This is a genomic window from Nonomuraea polychroma (assembly GCF_004011505.1).
In the GTDB taxonomy this organism is placed as follows: Bacteria; Actinomycetota; Actinomycetes; order Streptosporangiales; family Streptosporangiaceae; genus Nonomuraea; species Nonomuraea polychroma.
This window is the reverse complement of sequence record NZ_SAUN01000001.1, coordinates 3164542-3180168: the sequence shown is the minus strand read 5'-3', so window position 1 is coordinate 3180168 and position 15627 is coordinate 3164542. Positions and strand designations below refer to the sequence as shown.

At 71.2% G+C, this 15627-nt stretch carries 17 protein-coding genes; 5 read left to right on the top strand and 12 right to left on the bottom strand.

Annotated elements, in window-relative coordinates; translation table 11 throughout:
- The first annotated feature begins 46 nt into the window (after window positions 1-46).
- Genes EDD27_RS14160 through EDD27_RS14150 form a run of 3 tightly spaced genes read left to right on the top strand, consistent with a single transcriptional unit; the run spans window position 47 to window position 2300 of the window.
- Window positions 47-658 carry a copper resistance CopC family protein gene (locus EDD27_RS14160; RefSeq protein WP_127932853.1) on the top strand — a complete coding sequence of 204 codons (612 nt, stop codon included), beginning with the start codon at window positions 47-49 and terminating at the stop codon, window positions 656-658.
- Window positions 648-1640 (top strand): hypothetical protein, encoded by a 993-nt coding sequence (locus tag EDD27_RS14155; protein ID WP_127932852.1) that lies wholly within the window; start codon window positions 648-650, stop codon window positions 1638-1640. Before EDD27_RS14160 ends, EDD27_RS14155 begins: the two co-directional genes overlap by 11 nt.
- Before the next feature lie 48 nt (window positions 1641-1688).
- Window positions 1689-2300: a pentapeptide repeat-containing protein gene (locus tag EDD27_RS14150; protein ID WP_127932851.1), complete on the top strand. Its 612-nt coding sequence runs from the start codon at window positions 1689-1691 to the stop codon at window positions 2298-2300.
- On the opposite strand, the gene EDD27_RS14145 is transcribed toward EDD27_RS14150, so the two are convergent.
- Window positions 2301-3158, bottom strand: coding sequence for a helix-turn-helix domain-containing protein (locus EDD27_RS14145; protein ID WP_127932850.1), 858 nt, complete (start codon window positions 3156-3158; stop codon window positions 2301-2303).
- Window positions 3159-3258: 100 nt separating this feature from the next.
- Here EDD27_RS14145 and EDD27_RS14140 point away from each other — a divergent pair, with 100 nt between their 5' ends.
- Both EDD27_RS14140 and EDD27_RS14135 read left to right on the top strand, forming a co-directional pair.
- Window positions 3259-3852, top strand: a complete 594-nt coding sequence (locus EDD27_RS14140; protein ID WP_127932849.1) for an NADPH-dependent FMN reductase — start codon at window positions 3259-3261, stop codon at window positions 3850-3852.
- A 21-nt stretch (window positions 3853-3873) separates the two neighbouring features.
- Window positions 3874-4860, top strand: coding sequence for an aldo/keto reductase (locus tag EDD27_RS14135; protein WP_127940684.1), 987 nt, complete (start codon window positions 3874-3876; stop codon window positions 4858-4860).
- Window positions 4861-5565: 705 nt separating this feature from the next.
- Here EDD27_RS14135 and EDD27_RS54160 read toward each other — a convergent pair.
- From EDD27_RS54160 to EDD27_RS14080, 11 genes are all read right to left on the bottom strand, one after another.
- Window positions 5566-5703, bottom strand: a complete 138-nt coding sequence (locus EDD27_RS54160; protein ID WP_164903608.1) for a hypothetical protein — start codon at window positions 5701-5703, stop codon at window positions 5566-5568.
- A 17-nt stretch (window positions 5704-5720) separates the two neighbouring features.
- Complete coding sequence (locus EDD27_RS14125; protein WP_127932848.1) at window positions 5721-6881, bottom strand: cation:proton antiporter; 1161 nt, start codon at window positions 6879-6881, stop codon at window positions 5721-5723.
- 9 nt (window positions 6882-6890) lie between these two features.
- Window positions 6891-7373: a cation:proton antiporter regulatory subunit gene (locus EDD27_RS14120; RefSeq protein WP_127932847.1), complete on the bottom strand. Its 483-nt coding sequence runs from the start codon at window positions 7371-7373 to the stop codon at window positions 6891-6893.
- A 41-nt stretch (window positions 7374-7414) separates the two neighbouring features.
- Window positions 7415-8470, bottom strand: coding sequence for a fatty acid desaturase family protein (locus EDD27_RS14115; protein ID WP_241564032.1), 1056 nt, complete (start codon window positions 8468-8470; stop codon window positions 7415-7417).
- Between the two features lie 222 nt (window positions 8471-8692).
- Complete coding sequence (locus EDD27_RS14110; protein ID WP_127932846.1) at window positions 8693-9832, bottom strand: FAD-dependent monooxygenase; 1140 nt, start codon at window positions 9830-9832, stop codon at window positions 8693-8695.
- 26 nt (window positions 9833-9858) lie between these two features.
- Window positions 9859-11445: an MFS transporter gene (locus EDD27_RS14105; RefSeq protein WP_127932845.1), complete on the bottom strand. Its 1587-nt coding sequence runs from the start codon at window positions 11443-11445 to the stop codon at window positions 9859-9861.
- 113 nt (window positions 11446-11558) lie between these two features.
- Window positions 11559-12959: an FAD-binding oxidoreductase gene (locus EDD27_RS14100; protein ID WP_127932844.1), complete on the bottom strand. Its 1401-nt coding sequence runs from the start codon at window positions 12957-12959 to the stop codon at window positions 11559-11561.
- Window positions 12960-12983: 24 nt separating this feature from the next.
- The gene (locus EDD27_RS14095) at window positions 12984-13250 is read right to left on the bottom strand and encodes a hypothetical protein (protein WP_127932843.1); all 267 of its coding nucleotides are present in this window, start codon (window positions 13248-13250) and stop codon (window positions 12984-12986) included.
- A 69-nt stretch (window positions 13251-13319) separates the two neighbouring features.
- The gene (locus EDD27_RS14090) at window positions 13320-14222 is read right to left on the bottom strand and encodes a hypothetical protein (RefSeq protein WP_127932842.1); all 903 of its coding nucleotides are present in this window, start codon (window positions 14220-14222) and stop codon (window positions 13320-13322) included.
- A 432-nt stretch (window positions 14223-14654) separates the two neighbouring features.
- A complete protein-coding gene (locus EDD27_RS14085) occupies window positions 14655-15005 on the bottom strand; it encodes a PRC-barrel domain-containing protein (protein WP_206641394.1) in 351 nt (116 codons plus the stop codon).
- A 75-nt stretch (window positions 15006-15080) separates the two neighbouring features.
- Window positions 15081-15611, bottom strand: a complete 531-nt coding sequence (locus EDD27_RS14080; protein WP_127932840.1) for a DUF4142 domain-containing protein — start codon at window positions 15609-15611, stop codon at window positions 15081-15083.
- Window positions 15612-15627 lie beyond the last annotated feature (16 nt).

The following is a 15627-nucleotide window of genomic DNA, read 5'->3' as shown; positions in this document are numbered from 1 at the left end:
CACCCCGGACCCCGAGGTCCGGGCGACGATCTCTGGAGATCGAACCATGACCTTGTCCCTGCACCGTCACGTCCGCGCGGCCGCTGCGGTCGGGCTGGCCTGTGCCACCTTCCTCGCCACCACCCCCTCGCCGGCGTTCGCCCACGACGCACTCAAAAGCAGTTCGCCCGCGAAGAACGCGCAGGTCTCCGCGAGCTCGCTGGAGGAGATCGAGCTCGAGTACACCGCGAGCGTCAAGTTCCCGTTCGTCGTGCTGCACGACGCCAAGGGCACGGAGGTGCCGCTCGGCAAGCCGCGGCTCGCGGGGCCGAAGGTGGTGGCCGATGTCAAGGGGCCGCTCGCGGCCGGCGCGTACGTCATCGCGTGGCGGGTCGTCTCGTCGGACGGCCACCCCATCGAGGGTGAGATCCCGTTCCGCGTGAAAGGATCGTCCTCCCCCACGCCGGCCGCCGGCGCGGGAGCGACGCAGAACGCTCCGTCCACGTCGCCCGCTCAGGAGGCGGAGCCGTCGGAGGCCGGGGCGTCATCTGCGGGGCCATCGGCCGGCGTTCCCGGGTGGATCTGGGGCGGGGCGGCCGGGCTCGTCGTGCTGGGAGCGTTCGTTGTGCTGAGGGGCGCCCGCCGTGGGCCCGAGCGGGAGGACGCGAATGCGGATTGACCAGGCCAGACAGATCGCGCGGCGCTGGGTCGCCGAGGAAGGCGCCGGGCTGCCCGGGTTCGGCGGCGCGTTCCTGACCGGGTCCGCGCTGTGGGCGGACCCGGACGCGGAGCTGCCCCCGACCTCCGACGTGGACGTGATGGTGATCGCCGACCCGTCCACCGCCCGGACCGGGAAGTTCCGGTACGAAGGCGTGCTGCTGGAGGTCTCCTGCAGTGCCGGGCTCGGGTCCGCGCAGGACGTGCTCGGCGACTACCACCTGGCCGGCAGCTTCCACCTCCCGTGCGTGCTGGCCGACCCCGAGGGGCGGCTCACCGAGCTGCAGCGGGCCGTGGCCCGCGACTTCGCCGCGCGGCCCTGGATCCTCGCCCGGTGCGGCAACGCCATGGACCGGGTACGCGCGTGGATCACCGGCATGGACGCCTCCGCGCCGCTGCACGACCAGGTCGCCTCGTGGCTGTTCGGCACCGGGGTGACCACGCACGTGCTGCTGGTGGCGGGGTTGCGTAACCCGACCGTGCGCACGCGGTACGCGGCCGTCCGGGATCTGCTGGCCGAGCACGGGCGGCTCGACTACCACGAGGTGCTGCTGGACCTGCTGGGGTGCGCGGAGCTGAGCCCGGAGCGGGTGGAGCGGCACCTGGCGGCGCTGGAGAGGGCGTTCGACGCGGCCGTGGCCGTGCGGGCGCCCTCCTACCGGTTCGCCTCGGACATCAGCGAGGCGGGCCGGCCGCCCGCCATCGACGGGAGCCGGGAGCTCATCCGGCGCGGGCTGCATCGGGAGGCCGTCTTCTGGGTGGTGGCGACGTATGCGCGGTGCCTGGCCAAGCGAGCGACCGCCGGGCTCTCCGGGTACGAGGACGGGTTCATGGAGCTGCTGGGCGACCTGGGCGCGGCGACGGCCGCCGACCGCCGCCGCCGGGGCGACCGCGTCCTGTCCGCCCTCCCAGGCCTGTGGGAAACCGCCCTGTCCCTCTGCTGACCGCAAGTACTTCTGACGCCGGGGATGCATGTCCGATAGTGTGTTCGCATGGTCAACAGGAGACCCACCTTCCCCACCGAGCGGACGATCGGCGCCGCCGACTGGGACGATCCCCTGGAGCTCGAAGGCAAGAGCTACCGGCGGGTCCTGTTCCAAGATGTCGACCTGACGGAGCTGGTCGATCGCGGCTCGACGTTCGAGGAGTGCACGTTCGGCAACGTGCGGTTCAACGTGTCGGAGCACGACGACGCCCAGTTCCTCAACTGCACGTTCATCCGCTGCTCGCTCTTCGACGCCACGTTCAGGGGCTGCAAGCTGACCGGCAGCGTCTTCGAGGACTGCTCATACGGGCTGCTGAAGGTCGAGGGCGGCGACTGGTCGTACGTCGCCATGCCCGGCGCGGACTTGCGCGGCAGCTCCCTCCACGGTGTCCGGCTACGCGAGGCTGAACTCAACGGAGTCCGGCTCGAGGGCGCCGAGCTGCGGCGGGCCGACCTGACGGGGGCGTGGCTGCGCGGGGCTGACCTGACCAAGTGCGATCTGCGCGGCAGCGACCTGAGCACGCTGGACCCGCACGAGGTCACGCTCAAGAACGCGATCATCGACCCGTTCCAGGCCACGGTCGTGGCGGCGGCGCTGGGGCTGGTCGTCCGCGAATAGCTAGGCGGTGACGGCTTTCAGTGCGCCCGGGTGGCGGCCGGTGAGGCGGTCGAGGGCGGCCGAGGTGGCCGCGTCGGCCGGCAGGTAGACGAGCAGCCGCTGCTCGCCGCCGTCGAGGTCGAGCACCTCGCGGGCCAGCCGCAGCTGCCCGGCCTGCGGGTGCGCGAGCCGCTCCACGGCGGCCATGCGCGGCGGCTCGGGCGGCCCCGACAGCCGCTCTGCGAAGGGCTCGCCCGCCGCGAACGACAGCTCGGAGACGAGCTCGGCGGCGTACTCGTCGCCCTGGGCGACCTCCAGGCGCAGGGCGGCGGCGTACTCGTCGGCCACCCGATCCCAGTCCGGGAAGGCGGTCCTGGCGCGCGTGTCGGCGAACACGTACTTGATCATGCTGGGCGGGTCGCCGTCCAGCAGGCCGACGGGGCCGAAGAGCCGCTCGTAGCCGCTCGTGCGGGCCACCACCTCGCTCAGCAGGTTGACCACGGCGGCGGGCGCGGGCTCCAGCCGGTCGAGCACGGCACGCACGGTGGACCGCACCGTGCGTGCCGGGCCCTCGTAGACCGAGGGGCACAGTCCGATGGCGCCGCTGGCGACCTTGTTCAGAGAGCGGAGATGGATCCGCTCCTCCGGCGTCATGCGAAGGGCGTCGGCGAGGGCGGTGAGCACCTGCATGGACGGGTTGCGGTCGCGGCCCTGCTCCAGCCTGGTCAGGTATTCGACGCTCAGCCCCGCCACGGTGGCCAGCTCCGACCTGCGCAGCCCCGGCGTGCGTCGGCGGGCGCCGTCGGGCAGCCCGACGTCGGCGGGCTTGCATGCCTCGCGTCGGGCCCGCAGAAAGGCACCCAGCTCGTTGTCACTCACGCCCCGAGTGTACGAGGGCCGCCGCGCCCTATCGTGGCCCTGCCAGGGCCAGTCTCCACCCGGCCTTCCTCAGCGGCGCGAACCGCAGCAGGTTGGACCCATGACGAACATGAAACTCGCGGTGATCACCGGCAGCGTTCGCGAAGGCCGTTTCGGCCCCACGATCACGAGGTGGTTCACCGAACACGCGCGACAGCACGGCCTGTTCGACGTCGACGTCGTCGACCTGGCGGACACGCCGCTGCCGCTGGAGCTGCCCGGCACCCTAGAGCAACTCGTGGACGTGCGCGGCCGTCCCGGGGACCTCAGGCGGCTGGCCGCGCGGCTGGAACAGGCGGACGCGTACGTGGTGGTGACGCCGGAGTACAACCACAGCCTCCCCGCCTCGCTCAAGCACCTCATCGACTGGCACCCCGTCCAGTGGCAGGCCAAGCCGGTCGCGCTGGTGTCCTACGGCGGCTACGGCGGCGGCGTGCGCGCGGCCGAGCACCTGCGGCAGATCTTCTGCGAGATGCACGCCGTCACCATCCGCAACTGGATCAGCCTCGACCAGCACTGGACCCGGTTCGACGCCGAGGGCCGGCTCATGGATCCTGAAGGGCCGGACGGCGCGGCCAAGGCCATGCTGGACCAGCTCGGCTGGTGGAGCACGGTGCTGCACGAAGCCCGCCTGGCCACGCCGTACCGGGCCTGACCCTCTGGAGGAGTTGACGTGATGCGTTACCGGCTGCTCGGCCGTACCGGGCTGCGGGTCTCGGAGCTGTTCCTCGGCGCGATGACCTTCCGCTCGGCGTCGCCGGAGGTCCGGCGCATTCTCGACGCGTACGCCGACGCGGGTGGCAACATGGTCGACACGGCCTCGATGTACGGAGACAGCGAGAGCATCGTCGGCGAGCTGCTGCAGGGGCGGCGCGATCGTTACGTGCTGGCCAGCAAGTACACCGGCACCCGTGACCGCACCGATCTCAACGCGGCAGGCAACCACCGCAAGAACCTGGTGCTGACGCTGGAGCAGAGCCTGCGGCGGCTGCGCACCGACTACATCGACCTCTACTGGGTGCACGTGTGGGACCGGCACACCCCGGTCGAGGAGACGATGCGGGCGCTGGACGACGTGGTCCGCTCGGGCAAAGTGCTCTATGTCGGCATATCGGATGCCCCGGCGTGGCTGGTCAGCCGAGCCAACACGGTCGCCGAGTTCCGGGGGTGGACACCGTTCGCGGGGCTGCAGGTGCCCTACAGCCTGCTGCGGCGGGACGTGGAGCGCGAGCTGCTGCCGATGGCGGAGGCGTTCGGGATGAGCGTGGCGGCCTGGGGGACGCTCGAGCGGGGCGTGTTGTCCGGCCGGTACAACGACCCCGGGGCGCCGGCCTCGCGGGTGTCGCCCGCCTCGCTCGGCGAGCGCGAGCTGGCCGCGGCGCGGGCGGTGGTGGAGGTCGCCGGGGAGCTGGGTGTCACGGCGTCGCAGGTCGCGCTGGCGTGGGTGCTGCGGCGGGGCGTGCACCCGATCGTGGGGGCCAGCAGTGCCGAGCAGCTCAAGGACAACCTGGGGGCGGCGGGGCTCGCGCTGCCCGAGGAGGCGGTGCGGCAGCTGGAGTCGGCGGTGGAGTTCGAGCTGGGCTTCCCGCGAGACTTCGTGGAGGAGGTCGACCGTAGCCCCGGCATCTACGGCGACGCCGTCCACTTGCTCGACGGCCGCTGACCACCGGCCCTCCTGCCACCACCGCACCCGCCCTGGCCAGCCGCGGCACCGCCGCACGGACCTCGACACTAGTTCCGCCGTCGGACCTCTCCGCGGATACCCCGGCCTTCAGGCCGGCCAGGAAACAAACTTCCACGTAGGGGGAGAGGGACACGCGGTTTGCCGCTGGGTGAGCCTCCATCAGGATACTCGCCGACGTTCTTCCTGCTTGATCGTGTAGGCGTAGCCGTCGGCTCGCCCACGTGGAGCGCGTCCAGAGTGTGGGACTTGGGGGCCCCAGTGCGGTGGCGGTTCCCTTTCGTACGGCTGCCGCTGCCGCAGCGGACGGGCAGGCCGATCGCTGTCAACGCCTCGTAGAGTGCCCAGCGGGTGGCGTTGACGGCGGCGGCGTCCCGCAGTGGTGCTTTGGACTGGGCCGGCACCCGAGTCAGAACCGCGGGTTGGCTGGCCAGGAAGTCGGTGACCGGCGTGCTGTTCTTGGCCTGGGTGCACGGCACGCACGCCACGGTCAGATTGCTGATCCGATCGGAGCCGCCGCGAGAGCGGGGCTGGACGGGGTCGAACCGTACGGTCTCCACGTGGATCGCCCGCACGGGGGTCTCCCCTCGACCATGTCGGGCAGCCACCAAGGTCACCCCCCTTTCGGTGGTGGCTGGGTCTGGTCACTCCGGCCTGCCCCGGCTCTGTGGGACAGGCCCCGGCCTCTCAGGCCGGAGAGCGAATGACGTACACGTCCTGGAACAGGACCCGCCGGTAGCTCTCGCCGGTGAGCTCCAGGGGATCGTCCCAGTCGGCGGCGCCGATCGTGCGCTCGATGGGGAAGACAGGTCTCCTGTCGGCCATGCGAACAAGCTGTCGGTTCAGGCCCGCTTGGCGATGGCCGTGATGAATGGTTGCACGAGCTTGGCGGCGAGCGGGCCGAACGCCGCCAGGATGAGCACGTACGCCGCCGCCAGCGCCCCCAGGTCGGGATGAGCGCCCGCGCCCACCGCCAGACCGGCGATCACGATGTTGAACTCGCCGCGCGGGATGAGCGCGATGCCCGCCCGCGCCTGCCCGGCCTTGGCGATGCCGGCCCGCCGGGCCGCGTACACGCCGGTGAGGAGCTTGGTCACCATGCTCACCAGCGCCAGCAGCGCCGCCAGGCCCGCCACCGGCAGGATCTTCGCCGGATCGGTCTGGAGCCCGAAGAACACGAAGAACACCGCCGCGAACAGGTCCCGCAGCGGCGCCAGCAGCGCCTGCGCGCCCTCGGCCAGCTCCCCGGACAGCGCGATCCCCACCAGGAACGCGCCCACCGCCGCCGACACCTGCAGTTGCTGCGCCAGCCCCGCCACCAGCAGGGCGAGCCCGACCACCTTGAGCAGCAGCACCTCGGAGCTCGGGCTGGACACGAACGCCTCGATGAACCGCCCGAACCGCAGCGCCACGACCAGCACCACGGTCACGGTGGCCAGCGCGATGCCGACGGAGATCGCCCCGCTCACCAGGCTCAGCCCGGCCAGCACGGTCGTCAGCACCGGCAGGTAGATCGCCATCGTCAGGTCCTCGAACACCAGCAGTGACAGCACCGTCGGCGTCTCCCTGTTGCCGATCCATCCCAGGTCGGTCAGCACCTTGGCGGCGATGCCGGAGGAGGTGGCGTAGGTGACGCCCGCCATGGCCACGGCCGCGACCGGTCCCCAGCCCAGCAGCAGCGCGCAGATCGCGCCGGGCGCGGCGTTGAGCACCAGGTCGACGATGCCCGCGCGGGCATTGCCGGTCAGGCTGGTCACCAGCTCGTCGGCGTTGTACTCCAGGCCCAGCGTCAGCAGCAGCAACACCACGCCGAGCTCGGCGCCGACGGAGATGAACTCCTCGCTGGTCGCCAGCGGCAGCACGCCGCCGGTGCCGAACGCCAGGCCGGCGATCAGATAGAGCGGGATGGGAGAGATGCCGATGCGCAGGGCCAGGGCGCCGAGCACACCCAGGCCGAGAAGGACAGCACCGAATTCGAGGAAAAGGACCGCGGTTTCGTGCAATCCGCGGCCCTACCCTCGCGCCAGGATGTCGGCCACCTCGGCGGTGCTGTCCTGGCTGCCCACGACGACCACGACGTCGCCTGCCTGGAACACGAAATCGGGCCCGGGGCTGGCGACCACCCGGCCAGCGCGCACGACGGCCACGATGGAGGCGCCGGTGCGGGTGCGCACGCGGGCCTCTCCCATGGGGCGTCCCGCGTACGGGGAGTCTGCTGGGATCGGCAGCTGCACGCTGACCAGGCCCTCGACCTGCTGGTGCAGCTCGTTGAGCCGCTGCACGATGCGCGGGGCGCCGAGCAGCTCGGCCAGGGCGTCGGCCTCCTCGTCGTTCAGCGTGACCGTCTGGCAGGCGCGGTCGGGATCGTCCTCGTCGTAGATCACCAGGTCCCGGCGGCCGGTGCGGTGAGACACGACGCCTACCCGCCGACCGGCCCGGGTGGTGAAGTCGTGACGCAGCCCGATGCCCGGCAATGCTGTTTGCTCGACCTCCACCTGACCCACCCATGCCCTATTAAGCCTGTTTTCCGGTAACCCTACCAATCCTGTGATCGGCGACTTCCCGCTCGCAGCGGCCGGCCCACCTCGTGCAGGTGGCGCAGGGCCTGCCCCCAGGACGCGAACAGGCCGCATTCGGCATAGTCCACGCCGATCGACCGGCAGTAGTCGCTGACGATGGGCTGCGCCTTGCGCAGGTTCGCCGTGGGCATGCTGGGGAACAGGTGGTGCTCGATCTGGTAGTTCAGGCCGCCGAGCGCGGTGGTGACCAGCCGGCCGCCGCGCACGTTCCTGGAGGTCAGGACCTGGCGGCGGAGGAAGTCCAGCTCGTCCTCGGCGGTGAGCACGGGCATCCCCTTGTGGTTGGGCGCGAACGTGCACCCCAGGTAGACGCCGTAGCCCGCCAGATGCACGGCGAGGAACACCAGCGCCTTGCCGGGCGAGAGCACCAGGAACACCGCGCCGAGGTAGGCCAGGTTGTGCGCGACCAGCAGCAGCCCTTCGACCCTCCGGTTCTTGAGCGACTCGCGGCGCAGCGCGCGGAAGCTGGCGACCTTCAGGTTCAGCCCTTCCAGCGTGAGCAGGGGGAAGAACAGGAACGCCTGCCAACGGCCGATGATCTTGGCCACCCTGCCCGCGCCCGCGGCCTGATTCTCCGACCAGACCAGCACCTCGGGCGAGACGTCCGGGTCGTGGTCCTCGTGGTTCGGGTTGGCGTGGTGTCGCGTGTGCTTGTCCATCCACCAGCCGTAGCTGAGCCCGACGGCCAGATTGCCCACCAGGAGCCCGGCCATCCTGGACGTGCGCCGCGACCGGGAGATCTGCCCGTGCGCCAGGTCGTGGGCCAGCAGCGTCACCTGGGCGAACGCGACAGCCAGCAGCACCGCGACCGGCACCTGCCACCAGGAGTCCCCGATTGCGGCGAACAACGCCCAACTCCCGGCGAACAGGCCCGCCACGAGGCCGATCCTGGCCGTGTAGTAGCCGGGACGCTTGTCGAGCAGCCCTGCCTGAGCGATGCGGCGCGACAGCTTCGCGAAGTCGCTCCCCCGCTCCCCCGGTGCCCTGACGCGGGAGGTGTCCACTACAGTCACATTGCTCTCCGATGCTGGTGAGTCGCGTGCGAATACCCATCAGCATCGCTGGGCCGGAGTCTATGCGAAGCCCGGCAGTCACCCGTCTCTGTGGTAGGGCGTTCCCTACCATGGGCGTGAAACGGCGCCCCCGCCGCCTGGGGATCGGGCTGCCCACCGCACTCAGCGTGGCACTGGACGACCTCACCGGGTTCGGGAATGGCGGGCGGCGGGGGCGCCGGCTCAGGTGAGCTGCAGGACCGGCAGCTCGGCCGGCGCGGCCGCCACCCCGTAGACGTGCAGGTCCGGACGGAAGGCGGCCAGGTACGCGTCCCGGTCGCGGAAGGTCGCGGCCAGGGCGTCGCCGTAGTCGATCAGCTGCCGGTGCGCGTGCCTGCGCGGCTCGTACCGGGCGTACAGCAGCCGGTCCAGCAGCTCGGCGTCGCCTCCTGCCGCGCTGATGACGTCGGCGAGGATCTCCGCGTCGTGCAGCGTGTAGCTCATGCCCATGCCCGTCATCGGGTGGCAGGCGAACGCGGCCGAGCCGAGCAGGACGGCGTTGCCCTTGTGGTACGCCGACACCCGCAGCGACGAGACCTTGATCAGCTGCCACTTGGCGGGCTGGAGCGCGTTGAAGGCGTCGGAGCTGTCGGTGACGAACTTCTTGAGCTCGTCGATCAGAGCGGGGATGCCGTCCTGGAAGATCTCCTTGTCGTCCTCGGGGGGCAGGCCGACGAACACCCTGGCCTGGTCCCTGTTGAGCGGGTAGAGGTAGGCCAGCCAGCCGTCGGAGCTGAAGTACAGCCGGTTGAGCTGGGCGACGCTGGCGGTCAGCGGCACGGTGGCCACCCGCATCAGCAGCCGCTCGTACGGCATGGTGACCTGCTCGATGCCGAGCGCCTGGCGCACGGCGGACTTCGTGCCGTCGGCGCCGATGACGACGTCGGCCCGCAGCCGCCGCCCGTCGGAGAGGGTGAGCTCCTCGACCCGGTCGTCGCCGACCGCGATGTCGTCGATGTCGGCGTCGAACCAGAACTCGACGCCCTCCATCGCGCAGCTCGCGTAGATGAGCTCGACCAGCTCCTTGTAGGGGCGGATGAGGAAGCCGCCGTCGGGGAAGCGGCACTCCTTGATCGGTTCGCCGTCGTGGTAGTAGCGGATGATGTCGCGTCGGAGGCCATGGCGTTCGACGAGGTTCGCCAGCCCGTGGCGGGCGAGCACCCGCAGGCCCGGGGGTTTGAGGAAGTCGGCGCCGGCGCTGGGGATGGAGGGTCCCTGCTCGATGACGACGACGCGCCGGCCGCGCCGGCCCAGGAGTAAGGCCAGGAAGCAGCCGCCGAGCCCGGCGCCGACGATGGCTACGTCGCACGATGTGGTTGCCATGACGAGAGCCCTTTCGGTGGTTCGAACTAGTTCGGATTCCCGCGGGTGCCGGCGAGCGGTCCGGCCTCGGCCGCCCGCGGCCGCGGGATGTGGTCCATGGGGGGTGTGCGGGTCTCGACAGGCAGCAACGCGTCCGCCTCCGCCGCGACGGTGGCGAGGGTCATCCGCAACTCCAGCAGCATCCGGCGCGGCACCTTGATCATGACGTCGCCGGGGTCCGGGCGGAGCCGGGTGATCTTCGTGAGGGCCAGCGCGCCCATCAGGACCGAGATCGCCACGCAGATCGCCAGCGCGCCGGCCAGGCCGGCGAAGGGGCCCGCGAAGGGTCCGGCCGCGAAGGGGTGGTCGATGACGACCGATACGACGGCGATGCCGACGGCCCCGCCGACCATGCGGGCCATGGTGGCCGCGCCGACGGCGGAGGCGTACTGCTGGGGGCGGGCGGCCAGGGTGGTGGCCATGGAGGTGCCCGGCGCCAGCGCGCCGACGCCCATGCCCAGCACGACACTGGCGACCAGTCCCCAGACGGTGGGCCCGACCTGCGTGAGCACCAGCACGCACGCGCCGCCGCAGAGCAGGGAGCCGGCGTAGATGAGGCCGTACGCGCCGATCCGCTTGACGACCTTTCCGGCCAGGAAGCTCGTCACGACGACGGCCACCGACGTGGGCGTCAGCCACATGGCCACCTCGAGCATCGGGTAGCCGAGGTGGAGCAGGTACAGCGGCTGGACGGTCAGCAGCCCGTACGACAGCGCGCCGAACCCCCAGGTGGCCAGCCAGCCCCAGACGAACTTGGGACGCCGCCACAACACCAGGTCGATGGCCGGCAGGCGGTGATGCCTGGCCTGCGCGAGCGCCCCGCCGAGCAGGAGGAGGGCGGCGAGCGCCAGCCACACCACGTCCATCCCCCAGGCCATGGCCTTGGAGATGGCCAGCACGACGACCGCGATCCCGGCCGCGAGCAACCACGCGCCGAGCACGTCCGGCAGTCCCCGGGCGCCGGGGCGCCGGCCCGACGGAATGCCGAAGCAGGCGATCAGGAGGACGACGCCGATCACGACGTCCGGCACGAACAGGGACCGCCAGCCCACGGTGGCGGCCAGCCAGCCGCCGCCCGCCTGCATGAGCAGGCAGCCGAGCCCCGAGGCGGAGCTCCACAGCGCGATCGCGCCGCGCCGCTGCGACTCCGGCAGCTCCCCGAGCAGCAGCCCGAGGCTGGCCGGGATCATGGCCGCGGCGCCCGCGCCCTGCACGGCCCGCGCGGCCAGCACGAGCGACCAGGACTCCACGGTGACGGCGGCGATGCCGCCCAGCACGAACACCACCAGCCCGACGGCCAGCACTCGGCGGCGGCCGCACAGGTCGGCCCAGCGGCCGGCCGTGGCCAGCAGCGCCGCGATCGGGATGAACGCCGCACTGGTCAGCCAGACCAGGTCGCCGAGGGGCATGCCGGCGCCTGCCGGCGTGTACCGCAACACCCCGACCGCCAGGGTGGTGGCCGTGGTGTCGGCCATCACCGTGAACATGACACCCGCGCCGACCAGCCGCAGCATCACCGCGTGGCGGCGGCTCACGCCGGTCGTGCTCGTCCCCCGTGCCGGTGACGAACGCACGTGGTCACCTCCAAGCCATGAGTGGTCTCCGCCGGCCGGCACACTCCGGCTGTGCGACCGACGGGGATGGACATGTCGTTTTCAGGCCCGAGTCGTTTTCAGGCCCGACGGGGTCAGGCGCCGTAACGGCCGGGTGAGAGCAGGCCGTCCGGGTCGAGCGCCGTCTTGAGCCGGTGGAGCATGCCGAGGCTGGCGGTGCTGGTCTCGGACCAGACGTCGGCCGCGGCGTGGTCGATGTCGGAGCGGTAGATCGCGCAGCCGTGCCCGCGCAGCAGGCAGTTGCCGTCGTTGCGGAGCTGGTGCGCCCGGTAGGGGGCCTCCGGCGCGCCGCGGTCGAAGAAGATCTGGATGACGCCGTTGGCCATGTGCTTGCTGACGAGGTTCCACTCGACCATGAGGGCGGTGGTGTGCGCGTCCACGGCCGTCTGCAGGGCGGCCACGATCTGCTCGGTCTTGCGCGCGTGCGTCGGCATCAGCGGCATCAGCGCCAGAAAGCCCATCCGGCCTTCGTCGATCTGGTCGCAGGAGCTGACGCCGAGCGCGTTGCGTACGCCCAGGCACGTGGGGATGCCCTGCGCCATGAGCGACCTGGCGTACAGCGGGTCGCCGGGCCGCACCTCGGCGGCGTCGAGGACCCGCAGCGCCTCCGCGCCCTCGACCTCGACCAGCGCCTTGCGCAGCAGCTCCTCGGCCAGCTCTACTGCGGCGTCGCTGCCGAACAGCGGCCCCATGATGCTGAACAGGCCGGGGTCGGCGCCTTTGGGCAACATCCAGTCGCCGTGGCTCGGGACGAGTGCCAGCTCGCGCACGCGCAACATCCCGTCCGCGGGGTTGCCGCGGCGCAGGAAGCCGGCGATCGCGTCGAGCGCGACGCCGACCTGGTCTCGGGGGATGCGGCCGTGCACCAGGCCGACGGTCTGGGGGCGCGGCACCAGCGCGACCGCCATGGCGGTGACGATGCCCAGGTTGTGCTGGACGAACGCGGCCGTCAGGTCGGGGCCGGCGACCCGGCCGTGGTAGCGGCCGGACGGGTCGAGGCCGCCGGTGGTGACCACGCTGCCGTCGGCCAGCACGGCCTCCAGCCCGGCCACGTCGTGGACGCGGGAGCGGAAGGTGCCGTCGCCGCGGTCGAGCGCGTTGCCGACGACGGAGGTGTCGGCACAGGAGTTGGTGACGTTGAGCATCCACGGGGTGTCGCGCAGCACCGCGGCGAGCTGCGCCTGCGTGACGCCGGGCTCGATGACGGCGAATCCGGCCTCCAGGTCGAGGCTGCGGATCCGGTTCATGCCGCTCAGGTCGACGACGACGTTGTCGTCGGTGACCGGCATGGCCGAGCCCATCCCCCAGTTCCTGCCGGTGCTGATCGGGTAGAGACGGTGCCTGGTCGTCATGGCCTTGCGTACGAGGGCGCGTACCTCGTCGAGGGTGCGCGGCGCCTCGGTGCCCGCTAGGGAGCGAGGCTGGTGGCCTCCGACGTCACGCGGCACCAGCTCCACTCGCGTTAGCTCCTGCATGTCTCTCCTCAGGCTTTCCACGGGCTAGGCGGTGTGCTGGAGCAGGTCGTCAATGGAGCCGATGGCCTGGTTGGACATCTCCCTGATGCCGCGCAGCCGCTGCTCGACGTACACGTCGGTGGCGGGGTCGGCGTCGGGGATGTCGCGGGTGCCGGAGCTCGCGGAGCTCGCGCGCGGCGGGGACTGTACGGGGACCTCGTGCAGCGCGTAGGGGTGACGCCGCGGGCGGATGGTGTCGGTGTCGCGGGACTCGTGCCTGGTGCGGCCGGGCAGGTGCGGGGGGGTTCGCATGGCGGGAGGTCTCCTACCGGATGAGATATGGGTTTCCGGGCGGCCGCTCGCCGTTGAGCGGCGTCTGGGTCAGCGTGCGTCCTCCTCGTGGCCGGGGTGTCCGGCCCTTGGAGTGACGGCCGCGGGGGTGGCCCGCGCGAGCTCCGGCACGCCGTGGTTGATGACGCTCGCGGCGATCCGGCGCTCCGCCAGCCCCATGTGGGGGCGGCCGCCGCCGGTGGAGTTCGGCCGTGCGGCCGAGCCACGGATCATGGAGCTGGCGTGCACCCAGCGGCGGGACTCGGCCAGCACGTCTCGTTGCGCGCGGCGCAGGTCGGAGTGCCGCGCGTACTGCTCGCAGACGGACCTGGCCAGCACCCGTGCCATGACGAGGTGCTCTTCGCAGGCCTTCGCCACTTTGGCCTCCAGGCCGATGACCTGGGCCAGGAGCAGCTGCAGGTGGGGCAGTCCCGAGCTGCGCTCGAAGCCCTCGAGCTCGGCCAGCCGCTCGGGCCAGCGCAGCCGCCGCTCGATCGAGGCGCACGTGGCGGCCACGACCTGGGCGGCGGGCTGGTCGTCCGGGCTCTGTCCCTCGAGCTGCACGGCCCGCTGGGCGGTGTGCTCGAAGTCGGACAGGCGGCGCAGGCCGCTCTGCAGCAGGCGCACGCGGTTGTGCAGGCAGGCCGCGCTCCAGCCGAGCACCAGCAGCCGGTCCTGGTCGGCCTCGCAGTGCCAGCCGACCAGGGAGACCTCTCGGGCCATGCGGTGGTAGAGCACCCAGGCCTCCTGCTGGGCGGGCGGCGCCGGGGTGTCGATCCACACCTGCAGGCCGCCCGGGGGCAGCTCGCCGACGCCGATGTCCATGCCGTCAGGCGCGACTCTGGCGCAGATCCGCCGGACCACGCCTGTATGCGCCGGAGCCACGGGCACCGAGCCTTCCCAGACAGGCAGCACTCGCTCTGGGGCCACTTTCGCCCTTGGCTCGATGCTCATCTGAGCCACCTCCTGACCCGAGGGCCGTTTGGATCTCCGTAAATTCACACTTAATGGTGCCGCTCTGATCGTGGGCAGCGGGCGGTTTTCTGTCAACTGCCACTTAACAGATACGGTATGGATCCCTCGCCACGGAGACAGGTTGCGGGTGAACGTGCGGCTTCCCGCAGGTCGATCCGGTGCTACGGCCGCGAATGCCCTGGAGTCCGTACGGTTCGGGCGGCGTGGAGGACAGGTGACGAGCAAGCTGCGGCGATGCGGTCGGGGCCATGCGGCTCAATACCAGCCGGCGCCGGCTGGCGCTGCACAGGCCGGAGGCGGCCCTCACCTGCTACGGGAGCACTGCCGGCGGCCGCGGCTTACCTGATCGATAGTGATTCGTCACTAGACCGGATTCCTACCAATCGACACCCCGCCGCCCGGGCCGACGGCCTAAAGCGTGGTGTCGTGGCCTCCGGTGCGCTGCTCCGGAACGCTCAGCCCCATTCCGTAGTAGCGGTAGAGCTCCATCTCCTCAGCCGCGGTCAGGCGCCCGTCGACGTCGATGTGCGGGGCTCCGCGAATCGTCTGCCGATCGAAGGGGACCTGGATCTCGTGACCCGTGCGACGGCTGCCGGCCAGTGGCACGAAGGGCTGCCTCATCCCGAGGAACCCCGTACGCACGGTCACCCACTCGGGCTCCTCGGTGCGCTCATTGAGGTAGACCTGGCCGACTTCCCCGATCGGCTCCCCGTCAGGGCCGACGACATGGCATTCGAGCAGGTTGCGAATCTCGGTGTGCACGGTCACGATGATCCCCCCGAAGCATTGACCCTGGCCCCAACCGCGACAAATACCCCATATCGCCTACCTGCACACTCACTCGCCATGGGCGCCGCGCAGCACGGACAAGTGTTGCTCGAGCTTGGGCGCCGCGGCCTTGGCCAGGGCGACGACCGCTTGGGACGACCCTCGGGAGATCTCCGTCTTGGTGGCCGCGATCGCGGCCATGTGCTCGTTGGTCATGGTCGCGAGGAACTCCTGATCGAAGTCCCTGCCGATCGCGTCCCGCAACTGGAGGATCTCGTCCCGCTGATCGGCGGAGATCGACTTGGGCAGCTGGATGCCGAGTTGCGTGGCCACCTGGGCGACCTTGACGTCGAAGTCGGTGTGGTCCTTGACGAGCATCTTGCCGATCGACTTGATCCGCTTCGTGCTGCCCTTGCCCTGCGCCAGCCGGCCCGCCTGGATCTCGGCGATGTTGCCCTGGTGGATGGTCCGCATCCAGGCCATGTCCTGCTCGGACGGCTGCGCGTCGGTCTTCGGCGCCACGGCCGCGGTGTTGGTCGGGACCTCGGCGCATCCGGCCAGCACGACGGCGGCCAGCAACAGGGTCAGGCGTGTACGCATGGGTGTTCCTATGACG